This is a genomic window from Thermostichus sp. MS-CIW-38, assembly GCF_054058415.1.
Genome location: NZ_JBSSAH010000011.1, coordinates 49,652 through 68,707, shown reverse-complemented (window position 1 = coordinate 68,707; position 19,056 = coordinate 49,652). Strand labels below are relative to the sequence as shown.

Annotated in this window: 18 protein-coding genes and 1 pseudogene; 14 read left to right on the top strand and 5 right to left on the bottom strand. The window is 59.6% G+C overall.

Annotated elements, in window-relative coordinates:
- Window positions 1-97: 97 nt before the first annotated feature.
- Together ileS and ACVWXZ_RS06080 are read right to left on the bottom strand one after the other, a co-directional pair.
- Complete coding sequence (gene ileS / locus ACVWXZ_RS06085) at window positions 98-2,881, bottom strand: isoleucine--tRNA ligase (protein ID WP_457482285.1); 2,784 nt, start codon at window positions 2,879-2,881, stop codon at window positions 98-100.
- A gap of 815 nt (window positions 2,882-3,696) precedes the next feature.
- The gene (locus ACVWXZ_RS06080; protein ID WP_414390385.1) at window positions 3,697-4,611 is read right to left on the bottom strand and encodes a Cif family virulence factor; all 915 of its coding nucleotides are present in this window, start codon (window positions 4,609-4,611) and stop codon (window positions 3,697-3,699) included.
- Window positions 4,612-4,731: 120 nt separating this feature from the next.
- Here ACVWXZ_RS06080 and ACVWXZ_RS06075 point away from each other — a divergent pair, with 120 nt between their 5' ends.
- Window positions 4,732-5,106 (top strand): rhodanese-like domain-containing protein, encoded by a 375-nt coding sequence (locus tag ACVWXZ_RS06075; protein ID WP_011432658.1) that lies wholly within the window; start codon window positions 4,732-4,734, stop codon window positions 5,104-5,106.
- Window positions 5,107-5,232: 126 nt separating this feature from the next.
- Window positions 5,233-7,035: an aminopeptidase P family protein gene (locus ACVWXZ_RS06070; RefSeq protein WP_457482283.1), complete on the top strand. Its 1,803-nt coding sequence runs from the start codon at window positions 5,233-5,235 to the stop codon at window positions 7,033-7,035.
- A gap of 27 nt (window positions 7,036-7,062) precedes the next feature.
- Here the strand turns inward: ACVWXZ_RS06070 and rlmN are convergent, their stop codons facing one another.
- Window positions 7,063-8,121 (bottom strand): 23S rRNA (adenine(2503)-C(2))-methyltransferase RlmN, encoded by a 1,059-nt coding sequence (gene rlmN, locus ACVWXZ_RS06065; RefSeq protein ID WP_414349738.1) that lies wholly within the window; start codon window positions 8,119-8,121, stop codon window positions 7,063-7,065.
- 421 nt (window positions 8,122-8,542) lie between these two features.
- Here rlmN and ACVWXZ_RS06060 point away from each other — a divergent pair, with 421 nt between their 5' ends.
- The 7 genes and pseudogenes from ACVWXZ_RS06060 to ACVWXZ_RS06030 all read left to right on the top strand — a co-directional run bounded on the left by ACVWXZ_RS06060 (window position 8,543) and on the right by ACVWXZ_RS06030 (window position 13,696).
- Window positions 8,543-9,199: a CpcT/CpeT family chromophore lyase gene (locus ACVWXZ_RS06060; RefSeq protein ID WP_457482282.1), complete on the top strand. Its 657-nt coding sequence runs from the start codon at window positions 8,543-8,545 to the stop codon at window positions 9,197-9,199.
- Complete coding sequence (locus ACVWXZ_RS06055) at window positions 9,174-9,314, top strand: hypothetical protein (RefSeq protein WP_414412508.1); 141 nt, start codon at window positions 9,174-9,176, stop codon at window positions 9,312-9,314. Before ACVWXZ_RS06060 ends, ACVWXZ_RS06055 begins: the two co-directional genes overlap by 26 nt.
- 39 nt (window positions 9,315-9,353) lie before the next feature.
- Window positions 9,354-10,196 (top strand): annotated as a pseudogene (locus tag ACVWXZ_RS06050) (YihY/virulence factor BrkB family protein).
- A 24-nt stretch (window positions 10,197-10,220) separates the two neighbouring features.
- On the top strand, window positions 10,221-11,312 hold the full coding sequence (locus ACVWXZ_RS06045) for an L-threonylcarbamoyladenylate synthase (protein WP_414407601.1): 1,092 nt from the start codon (window positions 10,221-10,223) through the stop codon (window positions 11,310-11,312).
- 14 nt (window positions 11,313-11,326) lie between these two features.
- On the top strand, window positions 11,327-11,866 hold the full coding sequence (gene purE, locus ACVWXZ_RS06040) for a 5-(carboxyamino)imidazole ribonucleotide mutase (RefSeq protein WP_457440764.1): 540 nt from the start codon (window positions 11,327-11,329) through the stop codon (window positions 11,864-11,866).
- 66 nt (window positions 11,867-11,932) lie between these two features.
- Window positions 11,933-12,691: a hypothetical protein gene (locus ACVWXZ_RS06035; RefSeq protein ID WP_011432665.1), complete on the top strand. Its 759-nt coding sequence runs from the start codon at window positions 11,933-11,935 to the stop codon at window positions 12,689-12,691.
- A 324-nt stretch (window positions 12,692-13,015) separates the two neighbouring features.
- Window positions 13,016-13,696 (top strand): DUF3318 domain-containing protein, encoded by a 681-nt coding sequence (locus ACVWXZ_RS06030; protein ID WP_414390730.1) that lies wholly within the window; start codon window positions 13,016-13,018, stop codon window positions 13,694-13,696.
- Window positions 13,697-13,700: 4 nt separating this feature from the next.
- Here the strand turns inward: ACVWXZ_RS06030 and ACVWXZ_RS06025 are convergent, their stop codons facing one another.
- Window positions 13,701-14,654 carry an asparaginase gene (locus ACVWXZ_RS06025; RefSeq protein ID WP_414415786.1) on the bottom strand — a complete coding sequence of 318 codons (954 nt, stop codon included), beginning with the start codon at window positions 14,652-14,654 and terminating at the stop codon, window positions 13,701-13,703.
- A 142-nt stretch (window positions 14,655-14,796) separates the two neighbouring features.
- Between ACVWXZ_RS06025 and ACVWXZ_RS06020 the strand changes: the two genes are divergently transcribed.
- From ACVWXZ_RS06020 to ACVWXZ_RS06005, 4 genes are all read left to right on the top strand, one after another.
- Complete coding sequence (locus ACVWXZ_RS06020) at window positions 14,797-15,591, top strand: sirohydrochlorin chelatase (protein ID WP_457440767.1); 795 nt, start codon at window positions 14,797-14,799, stop codon at window positions 15,589-15,591.
- A 64-nt stretch (window positions 15,592-15,655) separates the two neighbouring features.
- Window positions 15,656-16,438: a uroporphyrinogen-III C-methyltransferase gene (gene cobA / locus ACVWXZ_RS06015; RefSeq protein WP_457404217.1), complete on the top strand. Its 783-nt coding sequence runs from the start codon at window positions 15,656-15,658 to the stop codon at window positions 16,436-16,438.
- Window positions 16,435-17,223: an ABC transporter permease gene (locus ACVWXZ_RS06010; protein WP_457404215.1), complete on the top strand. Its 789-nt coding sequence runs from the start codon at window positions 16,435-16,437 to the stop codon at window positions 17,221-17,223. Before cobA ends, ACVWXZ_RS06010 begins: the two co-directional genes overlap by 4 nt.
- A gap of 190 nt (window positions 17,224-17,413) precedes the next feature.
- The gene (locus ACVWXZ_RS06005; protein ID WP_414373979.1) at window positions 17,414-18,103 is read left to right on the top strand and encodes a response regulator transcription factor; all 690 of its coding nucleotides are present in this window, start codon (window positions 17,414-17,416) and stop codon (window positions 18,101-18,103) included.
- Here ACVWXZ_RS06005 and ACVWXZ_RS06000 read toward each other — a convergent pair.
- Complete coding sequence (locus tag ACVWXZ_RS06000) at window positions 18,089-18,352, bottom strand: ParB N-terminal domain-containing protein (RefSeq protein WP_457404213.1); 264 nt, start codon at window positions 18,350-18,352, stop codon at window positions 18,089-18,091. The genes ACVWXZ_RS06005 and ACVWXZ_RS06000 overlap by 15 nt on opposite strands.
- 148 nt (window positions 18,353-18,500) lie before the next feature.
- Between ACVWXZ_RS06000 and ACVWXZ_RS05995 the strand changes: the two genes are divergently transcribed.
- Window positions 18,501-18,935, top strand: coding sequence for a hypothetical protein (locus tag ACVWXZ_RS05995; RefSeq protein WP_457404211.1), 435 nt, complete (start codon window positions 18,501-18,503; stop codon window positions 18,933-18,935).
- Window positions 18,936-19,056: the final 121 nt, after the last annotated feature.

Here is a 19,056-nt window from a genome sequence, read left to right as displayed (position 1 = left end):
TCTTCTGCCATTTGTTTTCATCTAAAAAAACCAACTTCATCCTCTTTCCTCTATAAATTATTCTCTCTATCCTAACATAAGATCAACACGACCTAATTCAAAACTCCCCGGCCAGAGCGGCTACACAACGCTCACACAGCTCTGGATGTTCGGCAAATTCCCCCACACGGGTGGAGTAGTTCCAGCAGCGCACGCACTTTTGGCCGTCAGCCGGAAAAACAGAGACCTCCAAGCCTTGACCTGAGGTTTTCTCCAGTTCCACCTGTGAGGTGATGAACAAGTAGCGCAACTCGGCAGCCCGCTCCTGCAAAAGAGCGTATAGGCTGGGATCCGCTACCTTCAGGATTACCTTGGCCTCGGTGGAAGCGCCGATGGGCTTAAAGGACTCCGTCCCGCTAACGCGACCGGTACGGGCTTGCTCCAGAGCCTTGTTCACCTCTTGGCGCACCTCTCGCAGCTGCTCCCAAATGGCTGCCAACTGGGGATCCCGCCAGTGCTCCGGCAGCTTCATCCACCCCCCCTCAAACACCGAACGGGTGGGCTTGGGATAGGGCAGATGGCTCCAAATCTCTTCGGCCAGGTGGGAGAGAACGGGGGCGATGGCCTTGGCCAAGTTCTCCAGCAACAGGGAGAGCACCGTTTGACATTGTCGCCGCCGCAGACTTTGGGCATGGCTGATGTAGAGGCGATCCTTGCCAATATCCAGGTAAAAGTTGGAGAGATCCACCACACAGAAGTTCTGAATCGCCTGGAAAAAGCGGTAGAACTGATAGCTTGCAAAAGATTCGCCGATCTCGGATCCCACCTCGTGCAGGCGGTGCAGAATGTAGCGATCCAACTCCGTCAAGGCTTCAAAAGGAACGGCATCCTGAGTTGGATTGAAGTCGTAGAGGTTGCTCAGTAAAAAGCGAGCTGTGTTGCGGATTTTGCGATATACATCCGCCATTTGCCCAAGAATGGTCTTACCCAGCGGCACATCCCCGGAGTAGTCCACACTGGAGACCCACAGGCGCAGCACATCCGCCCCGTAGGCGGGATCCGTCTGGGGATCTTTGCCGCCGTTGATTAACACCAGCGGATCGATGACATTGCCCAGGGACTTGCTCATTTTCTGGCCTTTCTCGTCCAGCACAAACCCATGGGTGAGCACCGCCTTGTAGGGGGCATGGCCGTTGACGGCCACGGAGGTAAGCAAACTGGATTGGAACCAGCCTCGGTGTTGGTCGGAGCCTTCCAAATACAGATCCACCGGGTAGCCCAACCCCTGCGCCTTGGCCACTGCCGCCCAGGAAGAGCCGGAGTCAAACCACACGTCCATGGTGTCCATCCCTTTGCGGTAGGTGCGGCCATTGTGGCGGTACTTCTCCGGCAGCAACTCCTCCACCGGGCGCTGCCACCAGGCGTCGGATCCCTCCTGGGCAAAAATGGCCTTGATGTGGTCGAGGGTCTCGGCGGTGAGCAGAACCTCGCCGGTTTCTTCGTCGTAAAAGACGGGGATGGGCACGCCCCAAGCCCGCTGGCGGGAAATACACCAATCCGAGCGCTCCGACACCATAGCAGTGATGCGGTTCTCCCCGATGGCCGGGATCCATTTCACGGTTTTAATGGCCTGCAGGGCCAGCTCCCGGAAGCCAGCTACAGACGCAAACCACTGCTCGGTGGCCCGGAAAATCGTTGGCTCTTTCGTGCGCCAGTCGTAGGGATATTTGTGGTTGTAGGGCTCTTCCTTGAGCAAAGCCCCCGCAGCCTGCAGAGCCTGGATGACAGCAGCATTGCCGCTGGTCTCCGGCTTCTTGGAGAGCACATCCAACCCGACGAACTGGGATCCGGCCTCGGCGGTAAATCTCCCCTGATCGTCCACAGGGCTGAGAATGGGCAGACCATACTTTTGGCCGGTTTTGAAGTCATCTTCCCCATGCCCCGGAGCTGTGTGCACAATGCCGGTGCCGGACTCGGTGGTGACATAGTCCCCCAGCACGCAGAGGCTGGTGCGGTCGAAGAGGGGGTGCCGTCCTTGACTGTATTCCAGAGCGGATCCCGGCAGGGTGGCCTTGATCTCCAGAGGCGTCTCCAGAACCTTCTCCAGCCGCTCCCGCAGATCGGCGGCGATTAACAGCAGGCCGAAGCGGGGAGACTCCACCACTGCATAGGTGAGCTTGGGGTTAAAGCAGAGAGCCAGGTTGGCCGGGATCGTCCAAGGGGTGGTGGTCCAGATGGCTGCCCGCAGGCCCGGCATGAAAGGCTCCAAAGCCGGCTGCGCCGCCGGGCTGAGGCTCTGCAGGGGAAAGGCCACGTAGATGCTGGGGGAGATGTGGTTGTCAGGGTACTCCAGCTCCGCTTCCGCCAGAGCCGTCTGGGAGCTGGGGCTCCAGTGGACGGGTTTGAGGCCGCGGTAGATGTAGCCCTTGAGGGCCATTTGTCCAAACACCTCAATTTGTGCGGCTTCGTACTCCGGCGACAGCGTCAGGTAGGGCCGATCCCAGGATCCCCATACCCCCAGGCGCTGAAAACTGGCCCGCTGCACATCAACGTAGTGCAGGGCGTACTCCTTGGCTTTTTGTCGCAGCTGCAGAGGGGTGAGGTTTTCCCGCTCCTGCGGGGTGAGGCTTTGCAACACTTTCAGTTCGATGGGCAGGCCGTGGCAATCCCAGCCGGGCACGTAGCGCACCTTGCGCCCCTGCAGGATGTGGTACTTGTTGACGATATCCTTGAGGATCTTGTTGAGGGTGGTGCCCATGTGGATATCGCCATTGGCGTAGGGCGGTCCATCGTGCAGGACAAAGGGATCCCCAGGATTGTGGTCGGCAAGGCGTTGGTAGATTTGCTCTTCCTGCCAAAAGGCTTGAATGGCGGGTTCTCTCTTGGCGGCCTCTGCCCGCATGGGAAACTGAGTTTGGGGCAGGTTGAGGGTACTTTTGTAGTCCACGGCAACTCGAGCAACCTAAAGGGCGTCTCTCTATCCTACGCTGTTGCCTTATCCTCAGCAGTCCATCCCTCACCCCTCTTGTGGGACAGGGGATCCGAAGCCCACGGTCACCCAGAGCGCCTGGAGCTCTCAAACGGCTCCAACAAACCACCGCATGAACTCCCTGATCGAGAAAACAAGAAAAGATTTGTGCTAGTCTCAGGGTGTCGTTTAGTAAGGGAGGTTCCTGCGGATGCCAGATAGTAGTAGTTGTAAGGGTCGTCAAGTTGGGTTCAGCCGGCTGTGCGCCGGGGCTGTTCTCTAACGGTCTGAACTTAGATCCTTCAGTCTGCTGAAGAGTCTTCACGTTCTGGCTCGCTTGGAGTTCCTCCCGGCAGTCAGGTTCCAGTTGAAGGCCCGCTAGACCGCTCTTTCCCTGACCGCCTGTTGTTGCCTTGGGGGTGGGAGAGAGCGGATAGTTTTGCAGATAGCTGTAGCGGGGCTTGGAATGGACGGGCGTCTAAAGATGCCAATGTTTCTTGAGGTTGGGTCCTTTCAAGACACCTCGACCCAACCTTTCGAGACCCCTCGGGATTGTTCGGTCAATTGCTGGCAGGAGTGGGGCGATCCACCACCGGAGCACCAAGGGAGTCGCCGCTATCGCAACCGCTCGAAAATAGGGCCAGCACCAGAAAGCAAACAAGCTGAGGGGCGCATAGTTTCCCATCTTAACAAGCTCAACTGCCTGTCCAGATTACCCCAGAGCCATTCCTCATCATCCTGAAGATTTCCTAAGGGACGGTGGGGATGGCCAGGGATCCCTCCAGAGCCAAGCGATCGCTGACGATAAGACGCCGACTCTCCAGCGTGATGCCGGTTTGGTTAACCAACATCACCGAGATCCACTCAGCACCGGGTTCTTGGGGAGCATCCGCCTGTAGGAAGATCCCTCCGGCCTGTAGGGGTTCGAGAGCAAACGAAGTCACCTCTGGGTAGCCCGCCCCGGCAACGGGTTGTTCGGCAACGGCGCCCAACAGCAAAGAGTGGGTGAGAGGCTCTGCCACAATCGCCTGCAGCGAATAGGTGGATCCCGGTTTGACCACCTCCGGCAGGTTCAAGGTGACGGTGGGAGGGGCAGATCCAGAGGTGAGGGTGCTGGCCTCCCGCAGCACTTCTTGGTCAATCAACAGCAGTTGTCCGGGATTGGCTGGATCCGGGCGATAGCGATTGCGCACCAGGGCAGAGGCTTCTACCTGAAAGTCCCCCCGCACCGAGGATTGGGATCCCTCTACTTGGCTGAGAATATCCGCAACAATCTCAGGGCCCACCTGCCGCCAGGAGAGGATCTGGGCCGAATAGGTGAGCTTGGGATGAGAGCTCCACAGCTTGCGGATGGCACCTTCCACCTCTTCCCGGTCTAGCCCATCTCGGTGGCGGAAGTCGGGGCTGTAGCCGGCCATCACCCCTGGCAAATCCCGCCGGTTGGCGGCGGCCACCTGCTGGCTTAGCCACTCCACCAGGGCGGCTGGCGGTGGGCTGGAAACTTGCCGCTGGATCCCACTTTCTAGGGGCATCGGGGCAGCTTGGGCCCAAGCCGAGGACTCCGTCCGGCTGACGTGACCGGCTGTCAATCCAAGGGGGATGCTCCAGCTCACGGCCAGAGCAAGGGGCCAAAGCAGTTGCGGAAAGTTAGATCGGGATTTCAAGCCATGGGCCTCCAGCCGGCAAATCTGGATCCCAGTCTAGCCTTAGGGCAGTTGGGATCCCAAAGTCCAGACCAGATAAGATCGATTGGAATAAGCTTTGGCTCATAGCGCCTGTTCTCCATGGCTCCCCAGCACTCTCCAGCTTTCTTGGCCCTGGTCAACGAGGCCAAAAGCCGCATCCAAGAACTGACAGTCGAGCAGGTCAGGCAAAAACAACTGCAAGGGGATCCCTTCTATTTTGTGGATGTGCGGGAAGAGTCGGAGTGGCAAGCCGGCCATGCTGCCGGAGCCATCCATTTGAGCAAAGGGATCATTGAGCGGGACATCGAGAGGGTGATCCCCGACAAAGAAGCGGAGATCGTCCTGTACTGCGGCGGCGGGTTTCGTTCGGCGTTGGCAGCCGATAACCTACAGAAAATGGGCTATCGTCGGGTGATCTCGATGGATGGGGGCATGCGGGCTTGGCGGGAAGCGGGTTTTCCTGAGGAGCGCTAAACCCAGGGGCGCTCTTGTTCTGATTGCAGCATTGGAAGCTTCCCTCTCCCCTTGGGACAAGGGCTAGGGGCAAGGGAAAACTTCTAACCTTGTCTAGAATGACAACAGCTTTGCCCTACTCCTGCCATGCTCCAAACCTTACCCCGCCTGGATGTTGCTGCCCGTTTGCAGCAGTTGCGCCAGCTTCTGCGAGAACAAGATCTGGATGGCTTTTGGGTTCCCTCTGCCGATGAGCATCTCAATGAGTATTTGCCGGAACATCGCAAGCGGCGTCAGTGGATCACAGGCTTTACCGGCTCGGTGGGGGATGCCTTGATCACCCGGGACAGGGCTTGGCTGTGGGTAGATCCCCGCTATCACGAACAGGCGGAGCGGGAGGTGGATCCCAATCTATTGACAGTGATCAAAGGAGGTCTGCCGAATCAGCCCAGCCTGATGGAGATTGTGGAAGAGCTGGGATCCGGCTTTCGCCTGGGGGTGGATCCCTTTACGGTGGCAGTGGCCACCTATCGCCAGTTGCAGGCCCATGCCCAAGCGGGAGGGGTGCTCTTGATCCCGGTCATGGAAAACTTGGTGGATAAGCTGGCTCAGGGATCCGCTCCTGTCGCTCCCTTTGACCGGCCCATTGACTCGGTACCCACCCACCTAAGCGGGGCCACCCCTGCAGAAAAGCTGGCCCAAGTGCGGCAGGAGATGCGCCGCAAACGGGTGGGGCTGCTGCCTCTGACCAAATTGGATCAGGTGGCCTGGCTGTTTAACCTGCGGGGATCCGACATCCCCTACAACCCAGTGTTTTGGGCCTATGCTTTGGTCAGCCTAGATAGAGCGGCTCTATTCACAGATCTGGAGCGGCTCAGTCCCCCATCTCGGCAATTTCTGGCAGAAGCCGGGGTGGAACTCTGGCCCTACGAGACCTACAGCCAACAACTGCCCCAATGGGCCAAGAGCTATGCGCCGGTGGGCTTGGATCCCAAGCAGACCACCCAGGGCACTCAAGAGCTGCTGCAGGATGCGAGCTGCCGCGAGCTGGAGCACCCAGTAGAAGCCCTCAAGGCCGTGAAAAACCCCACCGAGCTGGAACAGATGCGCCTGGCCAACCGCAAAGCCAGCCGGGCCAAGATCCGTACCCTGGCCTGGATCGACCGGCAAATCCAACAGGGGATCCCCATCAGCGAAGCCGATGTGGCCGCCATCATGGAGGCCCATTACCGGGAGGAAGGGGAGTGGGTGGGCCTGAGCTTTAACACCATTGCCGGGGCAGGAGCCAACAGCTCCATCATCCACTACAGCACTCCGGATCCCCAAAAGCTGCTGCAGCCGGGCGAACTGTTTTTGTTGGACTCCGGATCCCACTACTTGGGGGGCACCACCGACGATACCCGCACCGTTTGGATTGGCTCGCAACCCGCGGATCCCTTGTGCAAGCGGCGCTATACCGAGGTGCTCAAGGCCCACATTCAATGCGCCCGCCAGATCTTCCCCCCCGACACCTATGGAGTCTCGTTGGATGGGATCGCCCGCTCTACCCTTTGGCAGGCCGGGCTGGACTATGGCCATGGCACCGGCCACGGTGTCGGCGCCTTTTTGAATGTCCACGAGGGGCCCAACGGGATCCACCGCCGCGCCAGCACCCCTCTCAAAGTGGGCATGATCAACAGCATCGAGCCGGGCTACTACCAGCCGGGATGGGGTGGGATCCGCCTGGAGAACCTCTACGAGGTGATTGCGATTCCCGAGCCCGAGGGCTGGATGGGCTTTCGCTCCCTAACTTGGATCCCTTTTGATGGGCGCTTAATCGATTGGGAACTGTTGAACGAGGTGCAGCGAGCCTGGCTGGACGAGTATCACCGGCAGGTTTACGCCATGCACCACGCCACCTTGCCAGAACAGGATGCCGCCTGGCTAAAATGCGCCTGCGGACTGAGCTGATGCACCCGCGCAAGCGTTGCGCGGCGATTACAAATCCCCTGGCAAAGAACGCAGGAAGGATCCCCGCAGTTGACCACATGCGGCATTGCCATCCAAGCCACGGGTTTGGCGCACAGTGGCCCGCACTTGGTGCTGTTCGAGCTGGCGGACGAACTCTCTGACCCGTGTCGGGTGGGGGCGTTGATAGTCAGCTTCAGAGATGGGGTTGTAAGGGATCAGGTTCACGTGCAGTTGTACCCCTGACCGGCTGGCCTGCTGCAGCAATTGCGCCAGTTGGCGGGCATGAATGGGCAGGTCGTTGACCCCCGATAGCAGGGTATATTCAAAACTGACTCGCCGCCCGGTGCGCAGCATGTAGTCGCGGCAATCCTGGATTAGAGTGTCCAGAGGGTAGTGGGCTGCCGAAGGGATCAACCGTTGCCGCAGGTCTTGATTGGGGGCATGCAAGCTGACGGCCAGGGTAACTTGCAGATCCTGCTGCGCCAGCCAGGCAATTTGCCGGGGTACCCCCACCGTCGAGAGGGTGATATGCCGTTGGCCGATGCCGATATCTTGATTCAGGCTGCGGATGGCTTGTACCACCGTATCGCGGTTGAGCAGGGGTTCCCCCATGCCCATAAAGACCACATGGCTGACGCGACGGCCAAAATCTTCCTGCACCGTCAACACCTGATCCAGAATCTCGTGCAGCTCTAGGTTGCGCCGGTAGCCCATCTTGCCGGTGGCACAGAAATCGCAGGCCATCGGGCAGCCCACCTGAGAAGAGACGCAGACCGTCAGACGCTTGGCCGTTGGGATCCCTACCGTTTCGATCAACTGCCCATCCGCCAACCCCAGCAGAAACTTCACAGTACCATCGCGGGCCTCTGTCCGCTGCACAATGCGCGAGCGTCCCACTGGGTAGCTTTGCACCGCCTCTCGCCAAGCCCTAGGAAACACCGTCACCTGTTCCAGGGAGCGGATCCCTTTTTGGTAGATCCAAGCATGCAGTTGTTGCCCGCGATAGGCCGGCTGTCCTTGGGCAACCGCCCAGTCTTTCAGAGCAGACAAGGATTGCCCCAGCAGCGGAATGGGTAGGGCCGACATCAATACCATCTTAGACGAGATCTCAAGAGGCACAGGAGTCCGGCTCCTCTACTCTAGCCTGTCCCTGCAACCCAATCCCCTTCAAGAACTCCGTCCGAGTGGCGCGAACGGCCTCGTCGCCACAGGGTTGCGGTTCCCCTGCCCATGGCAACAACTCCGCCAGAGACAGGGCGGGTGACGGTAAGCAACAATGCTCTCTTAAATTAAATCCCTTAAATTCCCTTAAATCAAGTTGCCCAAGGGCTTTTCCACCCCGCACTCAAGTACAGGGCTACCAAGCTATTCCCTGGTGTAGTTTTGTAGAGTGTGTTATGGAGTGCGCCATCGGGACGGAGTCCCTGACAGTTGGACAAAGTCTGCAGGATCAGGAGCGCTCGATCTGAATCTTCTCGATTTCAATCCATTGAATCCATCTGAACCTATGTCTGTTTCCCCACAACTGGCTCAACTGGCCACCTGGATGGCAGGGCACTTCAACAACCTACAACAGGCGATTGCAGAGCCCGTCTGGTTTGCCAACATTCATGTGTACCAATGCCCCTTGCCTTGGTCGGTGTTGCAGGGGGTGGGGTTTTACGTGGAGCAACTGTACGACATTTATCCTGAGCAGCCTTACCGACAGCGGGTGATCCACCTCTTCGATACTCCAGATGGGATCCGGGTTCAAAACTATGCTCTGACAGCTCCTGACTCCTACAGGTGCGCCGGTCGGGAGTTGTTGCTAGGCAACGCTTACGCGAAGGGGAAATTGGCCGGTCTGACAGCAGCGGAGTTGGAACTCTTGCCCGGCTGTGTCACCCAGGTGGAATGGACGGGATCCTGCTATCGGGGCCGCAGCCTGCCCGGCAAAGGCTGTATTGTTGAACGCAAAGGCAGAACCACCTATTTGTACAGCGAGTTTGAGATCGGAGCCGACTACTTTCACAGCTTGGATCAAGGTCGGGATCCGGAGACCGATCAAGTGATCTGGGGATCCCTATCCGGGCCTTTTCGGTTTGTCAAAAAACAGGATTTTTCCCAGTACCTACCCCGGTGGGCTGAAGTGCTGAACCATGAGGCTGTTGGAGCAACTGGTTGAGCAGCTGCGGGCGCTGGGGATCCCGTTCGCGTCGTCAGGACGGCGTTCCCGGCGAGAGTTGGTCTGGCTAACCCTGCGGTTGGCCTGGGAAAACGCGATGCGCTACCGGCTGTAAGGACTCCGTCCCGCTTACGCGATTGGCCTGGCCTCTGAAATGGCCTATAGCTCGATGTTGGCGCTGTTCCCCTTCATCCTCACGCTCCTGACCGGGGTTGGGCTGTTTGTCGGCTCCTCTGAGCAAGCCTTCGAGCGCTTGATGGAGCAGTTGAGCCAAATTGCTCCCCAAGAGGCTCTGGCGCTTTTGGATCGGTATGTGCGCGAGCTCCGCTTCGGGCAAAAAAGTGCTCCGCACCGCTGACGCGAACGGGGGTTGTTGTCGCTCGGCTTCTTGGGCACCCTGTGGGCTGCTTCTGGAGCCATGGGGGCGGTGATGACAGCTTTGGATCTCAGCCATGAGATCCCTCAAGATAGGCGCCGTCCCTTCTGGAGACGCAAGCTGATCTCGCTGGTTTGGATGCTCGCCACCCTGGGGTTGACCGGACTGGCCAGCTTGATCTTTTTGTTCAGTGCCAGCTTTTTGCGCTTCTTGGCCATGAAAGCGAGATCCTTAGCCCAGGAGGTTGGCGGGCCGACTCAGTTGGATCCCCTGCGAGAGCTGGGGTTGAACTTGTGGGGGATCCTCACTTGGCCAATTTCCTTGGGGCTGGTCGTCTTCTCCTGCTGGGTGCTGTATCGATTTGGCCCCAGCCTGCGCCGACCCCAAATCCCGATTTGGCCGGGGGCCATCGTGGCCAGCCTACTGTGGGTTGGGGTGTCGTGGGGGTTGCGGATTTACGTGGAGCACTTTGGGCAGTTCAACCAAGTCTACGGGGCGGTGGGGGCAGCTATTGTGCTGCTGCTCTGGGTTTGGCTCACTTCCTTGGCGCTGCTGTTTGGGGATCAAATCAACATCGCCCTCTACCAGGCGCGAAAATGGATTGCAGAACGGGATCCCTAGCCCCACCCCAAATCCGAGTTATGGATGCAGACGGAAATTCTTTCGCCCACTCCTGAGCACATTGCCGTAGCGGCTGCGGCCTTGCTGCAGGGCCAGTTGGTGGCCATCCCCACGGAGACGGTTTACGGCCTGGCGGGCCATGGCTTGGATGAGCAGGCAGTGGCAAACATTTTTGCCGCCAAGGAGCGCCCCCGCTTCGATCCCCTGATCCTGCATCTGCCGGCTGGGGTGACCCTAGAGCAATTGCAGGGGTGGCTGGTGGATGTGTCGGCTTTTACTCCCACCGCCCGTGCTCTGCTGGGATCCCTGATCGACACCTTTTGGCCGGGGCCCCTGACTTTGGTGCTGCCCAAGTGCCCCACCGTGCCGGATCTGGTGAGCAGCGGGTTGCCTACTGTTGCCCTGCGGGTGCCCGCTCACCCGGTGGCTCAAGCTTTGCTGCAGGCGGTGCAAACCCCTCTGGCTGCCCCCAGTGCCAATCGCTTTGGCCGCATCAGCCCCACCTCAGCCCAGGCCGTCTATGCAGAGTTGGGAGGGCGGATCCCTTACATCTTGGACGGGGGAGAGTGTGCCGTGGGCCTGGAGTCCACCGTGCTAAAGCTCAGCCCCGAAGGGATCCCAACGCTGCTGCGCCCAGGAGGGATCCCACTGGAAGCCCTGGAGGCCCACCTGGGGTTGCCCATCCGGTTGCCCCCAGAACAGGCCCCCAAGGATGGCACAACGGGCCCGCCAGAAGCGCCGGGACGACTGAGCAGCCACTATGCCCCCAGTAAGCCCCTCCGGCTTTTGCCCACCCCTTTTGCCCAGCTTCAGCCCGGCGATTGGCAACAGGTGCAGCACCTGACAACCGGTCATTCCCACCTGGGCATCCTCAGCTTTGCCACGGATCCGCAGGCTCTGCTGAACACCCTCTCCCGCCATTGGCCGGGGATCACTTTCAGTTTGGAGTGTTTGGGTTCGGATCCCAAGGCAGCCGCCCGCGCCCTCTTTGCCAGCCTGCGCCGACTGGATGAGGGAGATGCTACGCTCCTGCTGGCAGAGCCCCCACCCATCTCGACGGGGTTGGGCTATGCGATGATGGATCGGCTACGCCGGGCCAGCAGCCTTTCGCGTTAGCGTCGCTTAGCGATATGGAACTCTCCCCCCTCGTTGCCATCGTAATGGGCAGCGATTCCGATTTGCCCACCCTTGCACCTGCCGCCCAGGTGTGTGAGGAGTTTGGGATCCCTTACCAATTGCAGATCCTCAGCGCCCATCGCACTCCCGAGGCGATGGTAGAGTTTGCCCGCTGCGCCCATACCCAAGGGATCCGCGTCATCATTGCCGGGGCAGGGGGAGCAGCCCATTTGCCGGGGATGGTGGCCTCTCTCACCCCCCTGCCGGTGATCGGGGTGCCGGTGCTCAGCCCATCCCTGCAGGGGATCGACTCCCTGTACTCAATTGTGCAAATGCCCAAAGGGATCCCGGTGGCCACGGTGGCCATTGGCAACGGCTACAACGCGGGTCTGTTGGCGGTGCAGATCCTAGCCAGTGGGGATCCCGATCTGCTCCGGCGGGTGATCGCCTATCGGGAAAGCCTAAAACAGGCGGTGCAGGAGAAAAACGACCAGTTGCAAGCCCAAGGGTGGAAAGCCTACCTCGACTCTATAAAGCATAAGAGCATAATTTAAGGAGCGTTGATCTATCTTGCCGCTTGCAAAGGGCCAGATAGGGCCGAGTTTTGGGAGTTGCCATCGGTGAAGCATCAATCGGGTCGCCCTTCTTCCGGCCAGGGATCCTGGCCAGAATATCTGCAGCGGGTGGGGCGTGGGGCAGTGGAGACGGGATCCCAAGTTGCTCTGTGGATCCTATCGGGGCCGCAGTGGCGGGTTTTGGCTCTGTCGGCCTTGGCGTTGGCAGGGCTGGCCTTCTGGAATGGGCGGCTGGCGCTCTCTCTGGGGGTGGGCACCTTGGTGATGTTGGGGCTACAGGGGGTGCGCAGCCCTGAGTTCAACCGCCGCTGGCAGGAGTGGCAAGCTTGGTTTCGGCAGGCGGATCGCTGGCTTTTGCTGGCAATTGGTTCGGGAGCAGCCGCCACCTTGGGCACCTACACCCTCATCTCCATCTGGGCAGAATCCACCCAACGCTGGCTGGCCACCGGTGCCATTCTACAGGGATTGGCCACTCTAGCCTTGTTGTCGCTGCTGTTTGGGGAGTGGCTCAGGGGCCGACAAGAGCGGCAACGGTCTCAATTGGAGCGCGACCTCAGCGACATTGCTTCTCCCGATCCCTTCCGACGGCTGGCGGGCGTTCGCCGCTTGCAGAGTTTAATGTCTCACTTGGATCCCGAGCAAACCCGGCTGGCGGTGGATTATCTGCGGTTGGCCCTCGACCAAGAGACGGTAGCGGTTGTGCGGGAAGCCCTGCTGGAGGCCCTACAGGGATGGGGGATCCTGCGCCGCCTCAACGATTTGACCAATCTCAAACACCCCAGCAGGGATCCCTCTTCAAACTAAGATAACGGCTGTCTTGGTCCTCAAGGGTTTGACTGGGATGATAAATTCAGTCCCTTGGGCAATCCGCCAAATAGATTGCTCACCTCAGGTTTAGCTAAACCGCCGAGAAGCCCCGCGCTGTATGCGTAGCAACCCTGCGGGAAGCTAGCTACAGGGTCGGGAGTATGTTACGCGGCATACCCCCTTTCCATCTAGGCTCAGGCTTGTCCCTCTGCCGCCAGCCCTATTGCAAAAAGCTTGCTTGGAGCTGGCCTGCAAGGAAGGCTAGAATCTTTTACTATGGGTAATCCTCTCCAGCCGCTCCCTTAGCCGCACTGTGCCAGCATGTATACCATTTCCGACTTTGACCGCCTGATCCAGTTTCTCCCAGTGGAGATCCGCCCTGAAGTGCAGATCGAGATCGGCACCCCTGACCAGTCTCGGGTTGTGCAGCCGTTGTGGCGCTTCCCCTGGCAAAAGTACTCTCGCTTTGCCATTGACCTCAGCCGTTGGCAGAAGCTGAGCCCTGACCAGCAGAAGATCTACTTCTTGCGAGAGGCGGTGATGGCCACAGAGCTGGCTTTGGGGGATAACTGGTCGGCGTTGTTGCTGTATCCCGCCTTGATCGGGGCCGGCAGCATGGGCATTTTGGTAGAGCTGCAGATGGGAGATAACCTCGGCGTTGGCTTAGCAGCAGGCTTGGCCGCGTCAGCGGTGTTTCTGTTGCGCAAAGCGGAGAAGGGCCAGAAGGCCCAGGTAGCAGCCGACGAGTTTGCCGTGCGCTATGCCTCCCAGAATGGCTACACCTCCGAGCAAGCTGCTGCTATCTTGCTGAGCGCGCTGCAGCAGGTGGCCATCCTCGAAGATCGCGTCAAGAACGACTACGACACCACCATGCGCCGCCGCAACCTGGAGTTCTTGGCGCAGCGGGGCCTGGGATCCGGCACCTTGACCATCAATCCTAAGTACCGCAACAAAGGCCAGAGCTCCAACCCCAATCCTTACCAAAACCCCTTCCAGCGCTGAGTCTTCAAGGCATGCGCAGCTCCCCTTCTACCTCGAGGCGGGTGTAGGGGCCGACGCGAAGGAAGCGCTCCCCCAGCATCTCGGCGGCGGCAGGCTGGATCCAGCCCATGCGCTGCAGCAGGTGCAAAGCCAGGGCATACTTGGCCCGGGCGGCTCCATCCTGGACCTTGATGGCCAGGCCCATGCCTTCCCCCACCCGGCCAATGCACTGGATCCCTTCAGCACCCGATTTGCTCACCAGATCCCCTTGAGTGGCCCGCATCAATTCCGTGTCGAAACACCCCTGTCCGGCCACCATCTCCGGGTGATGGGTCATGGCCCGTGCTACCGATTCCAAGTCGGGCCGCTCGCCGGCGGTCAGTTGGGCGAATAGAGAAGCCAGGTGGTTCAGTTGCAATTGGTAGGTGGGCACCCCACAGTCATCCCGCGCAAACAAAAACTCCTCCGAGGGCATTTGCAGCAAATCCGCCAACTTGGCCCGCACCAGCGCTTGCACCGGATGCTGCCGCTGGGCATAGTCCGACAAGGTCCAGTTTTGGGCGCGGCTGGCCATAAGCATGCCGGCATGTTTGCCGGAGCAGTTGTGGCAAAGGGGGCTGGGCTTGCCGGGTGGGGTGGGGCAGACCAGCAAATCGGGAGACAGATCGGCCCGCCACAGTATGCTGAACACCTGCCGCGCATGAGCCGTGGTGCCCTGATGGGATCCGCACATGATGGCAATATCTTTCTCGCTGAGGCGGTAGCGCTCGCGGATGCCGGTGGAGAGCATGGCCAGTGCTTGGAAAGGTTTGAGGGCAGAACGGGCAAAAACAGGGGTGGTGCTGTTGCCGGCCATGGCCAGAGAACGCCCGCGGCTATCGGCCACGACAGCTTGGCAATGATGGATAGATTCGGTCAACCCCTCCCGCAAGACATGGATTAAGAGTTCGGGGGCGGTGGAACGATTCTCAAATGACATGAAAACCTGGGAAAGGGCTGACGAAGCTGGGAAAGAGGGTGTGTACTCTTCAAATCATACGCGCAGATCCTACACGAAAAGTTGGCGGGATCCCCTAAAGTGGCAAAATAGAGCCGTTCCGCTGGGATCCCTAACCTCTGCCATGTCCCCCGATCCACTGGTTTTTTTGGTTTGTCACGGCAGCCGGGATCCCGATTATCAGCAGGCTTTGGCAGATTTGTTGGCACGGGTGCGGCAGCGGCTGGCCCCTCAGCCGGTGGAGCTGGCCCAGTTGGAAGGTCAGCCTCTCACCTTGGCCGAGCAGATTCAGGGACGGCTGGCAGCTTGGCTGGGCGCAGGCCGATCTCCCAATCAGGTGGTGCTGCTGTCACTGTTTATGGGCGAGGGATCCCATGTGGAAGAGGATTTACCGGCTGCGGTGAAGCAGGTTCAAGCTCGCTGGCCGCGCCTGCCCATCCGGTTAACACCCCCCATTGGCCAGCACCCGGCCCTCCTGGATCTGTTGGTGGCTCGCATTCTGGCTCCACAGCCCTCTTGCTCTGCAACGCTCAGGCAATCCGGCGAACGGGCAGATGCCTGGATTGTGCTTGGCCATGGCAGCCGTCTGCCGGGGTTTGCCGCCCAGCTCCAAGCAGGGATCCAAACTGTGCAACGGCGCTTGCCCGAGATCCCCTTGCATGTGGCTTTTGCTGCCCAGTCCCCCACCTTAGAAGCGGTCGTGATCCATTGCTTGCGCCTTAGCCAGTGCCGTCTACGGGTGCTGCCGTTTTTTCTCTTTCCAGGCGGTCTGCTGCGCGCCCTACAAGAACAGGCTCAGCGATTACAGCGGGAATGGCCTCTGCTCCAAATCCAGGTGGAGCCGCCCCTCTGGCGGGATCCTCAACTGATGCAGGCCATTGTGGAGACACTCCAGGCTTTTAGCCCGGCGCTGGAATAGCCGCATCTTTCCCGTTCCCTCAAAATGGATATTTCCAACAGCAATGACGCGACCAGGACTTGAGATGGGCAAAGTGTATTTGGTGGGGGCAGGGCCTGGGGATCCAGGGCTGCTGACGGTGAAGGGAAAGGCGCTACTCGCCCACGCGGATGTGGTCATCTACGATGCTCTGGTGGGATCCTCCATCCTGGAGCTGATCCCGCCGACGGCAGAACGGATCTATGCTGGCAAACACTGCGGCGCTCACACCTTGCCCCAGGAGCAGATCACAGCCTTGCTGATGGAGAAAGCTCGGACGGCAGCCGTGGTGGTGCGGCTCAAAGGGGGGGATCCCTTCATCTTTGGGCGGGGGGGAGAGGAGATGTTGGCTCTGGTGCAGGCCGGGATCCCAGTGGAGGTGGTGCCGGGCATTACGGCGGGCATTGCCGCCAGCGCCTATGCCGGGATCCCTCTCACCCATCGCGACCTCAGCTCCTCAGTTGCTTTTGTTACCGGACATGAGGCGGCAGGGAAATACCGCCCTCAGGTCAATTGGCGGGCTTTGGCCGGGGCGGTGGAAACCCTGGTGATCTACATGGGCATGCACAACCTCAGCCACATTGCCGCCGAATTGTTGGCCGGAGGGAAAGCTCCCGATACCCCGGTTGCTCTGATCCGCTGGGGCACCACTCCTGAGCAAGAGATTCATCTGCTCCGTCTGGAGACTCTGGTTGGACAGCCCTCACCCGTAGCACCGCCCTCGATTGTCGTGGTGGGAGCGGTGGTCAGCCTGGCCGGCTTGTTGCCCACCTTGCGTCCGCTAGCCTCGTATTGCTCCGCAACGCTTACAAAACCGGAATCTTCATGAACGCCTTTTTGCGCAAGTTGGGTGCCCTCTTCTCCGCCTACTACGCCTACATGCTGGAGTACCGGGCCGAGCTGATCCTGTGGGTGTTGGCCGGATCCCTGCCCCTGATCATGATGGGGGTGTGGGGCGAGGCAGCCCGCTCAGGAGACTTCTCGCTGTCTGCTCTGGAGTTCATCCGCTACTTTCTGGCGGTGTTCCTGGTGCGCCAGTTCACCATCGTCTGGGTCATCTGGGACTTTGAGCGAGAGGTGGTCGAAGGCAGATTATCTCCCCTCCTGTTGCAGCCTCTGGATCCCGCTTGGCACCATGTGGCCAGCCACCTGATGGAGCGCTTGGCCCGTCTCCCCTTTACCCTGGTTTTAATCGCCCTTTTCTTCGTCCTCTACCCCCGTGCCTTTTGGATCCCCTCTTGGGCCCAGGTGGGGCTGGGATCCCTGGCCATTCTCCTGGCTTTTGCCCTGCGCTTTCTCATGCAGTACACCTTGGCGCTGCTGGCCTTTTGGGTGGAGCGGGTGACGGCCTTGGAGCAGTTCCATTTTTTGATGTACTTGTTTTTCTCGGGGGTGATTGCTCCTCTGGAGGTGTTCCCACCCCCCGTGCGCCAGCTCTTGGCCTGGACACCCTTCCCCTACCTGGTGCACTTTCCCGCCAGCCTCTGGGCAGGGATCCCGGTGGACATTCTGCGCGGTTTTGGCCTGGGCCTGGCCTGGACGGGCCTGCTCTGGCTGGCTAACCGCTGGTTGTGGCGCAAAGGCTTGCAACAGTACTCGGGAATGGGAGCTTAGAGGGCCAGGTTCAGTCCCCCATCTTTACAGCCACCGTGGTTCTCAGCTTTCAACCAGACCACTTCTGAAACCACTATCATGGGTTCAGTCTCCGTAGCCAAATGACGAATCCTGTCCGTCTCCCTAAAATAGCGACAGATAACGGGTAATAGCGCTTTACCCTTTTCCTTGACAGCCTCCTCGGGTTCTCATGAAGCGTGTACTGGTCGTAGATGACGATCCCCTCTCCCTGAAGGTGCTGAGCCGCCACCTGACTCAGCATGGCTATCGGGTTTCTACAGGCGCTTCGGGTGTGGAAGGATTGCGCCTGTTTGCCCAAGAGCAGCCGGATGTGGTGGTTTCAGATGTGGTGATGCCGGAAATGGACGGCTTTGAGTTTTGCCGACAACTGCGCCAACAGCGCGGCGGCGAGCTCGTCCCCTTCATTTTTCTCTCTTCGCGGGGAGAGATCGATGACCGGGTTCAGGGCTACGAGCGGGGGGCGGATGACTACATCATCAAGCCCTTTGAACCCCTGGAGTTGGTGGCCAAAATCGAGGCCCAGATTGAACGCTCCCGCCGCACCCAATCGGAAATTTTGCGGCTAATCCAACAGCAGTCCCAGCCAAAACCCGAAGCGGACCCCCGCCCCACCCCACCCGAATTGCCTCTGACCCCTGCTGAGGAGCGGGTCTTTCGGGAAGTCATTCGCGGCTTCACCAACAAGCAAATCGGCGAGAAGCTGTTCATCAGCCCGCGCACTGTGCAAACTCACCTGACCAACATCCTCAGCAAGCTTTCTTTGGAAAATCGCTCGCAACTGGTGCGTTTTGCCTACGAACGGGGCTACACCGCCCAAGAGGAGCCGGGCCAGAAGGGATCCCTCTCAGGCCAGGTGTAGCTTCAAAACAGCACGTGGCGCTTTTCGCACCCGGCAGGGGATCCGCTCCTTGCCCAAGCGGACAAATGCCTCGTAGCGATGGCAGCCGGAGAACCCATAATACTCCCCTTCCACTTCCAAAACCTCAATGGGCTCCTGTAGGCCGATTGCTTCAATGGAAGCCATCAGCGCCTGCACCTTATCCGGATCCGTTTGCCGCGGCAAAGGGCGGCGAATTTGGGCAAGGGGAATCTCGCGAATCTGCGCCATGTTGAACTTTCTCCCTAAGCAAGCTACTTAATCATACTCGTTATGACTTTGCTCTATCAAGACTGGCAGAGGGGATGGATTCTCAGGCCAGAGCATGGCAGGATAACACCATTCCTCACTGCTCTCTCCCTCAGTAGCCAACCCAGCCATGTGGCAACTCCTCAAAGCCTTATGGGGAAAGATCGCCGGCCAAGCCCCCCCTGCACCCCCCGCTGCCGCGCCACGACCACCCCTTGACAAGAGGCTGGTTCAGCAGCCCTCTCCCCGGAATGTCCCTGCTGCAGAGGCCGCCCGCAAAGAAGAAGCCCCTGAGCCCACACCAGAACATCCCGCCCCAAAAGTTGCAGCAGCCCAACGGGGTGAGGAACCTGTGGTGTTGCTCCCTTCTCAGGAGAAATCCCCAGACTCTGTGGCAGTAGAATCCCCCACCGGCCCGGCTCAACCCACCTCTACCGCCAAAAGCATCAGCAGCTTCTGGGCCATGACCGACACCGGATCCCGGATTTCCTGCATTGCTGCCACCACCGACAGTGGCCGTGCGGTCAGCTCCATTGCGACTGCTAGGCTCCGCCAACCGGAATAGCGACCGGGATCCCTCTGGCTCCAGAAAAAAACTTCAGGGCAAGTCAGGAATAACTCCTATCCATTTCCACCCGCTACTGCAGGGATCCCCAGGGGGCATTAGGCCGATAATGGACAGGTAG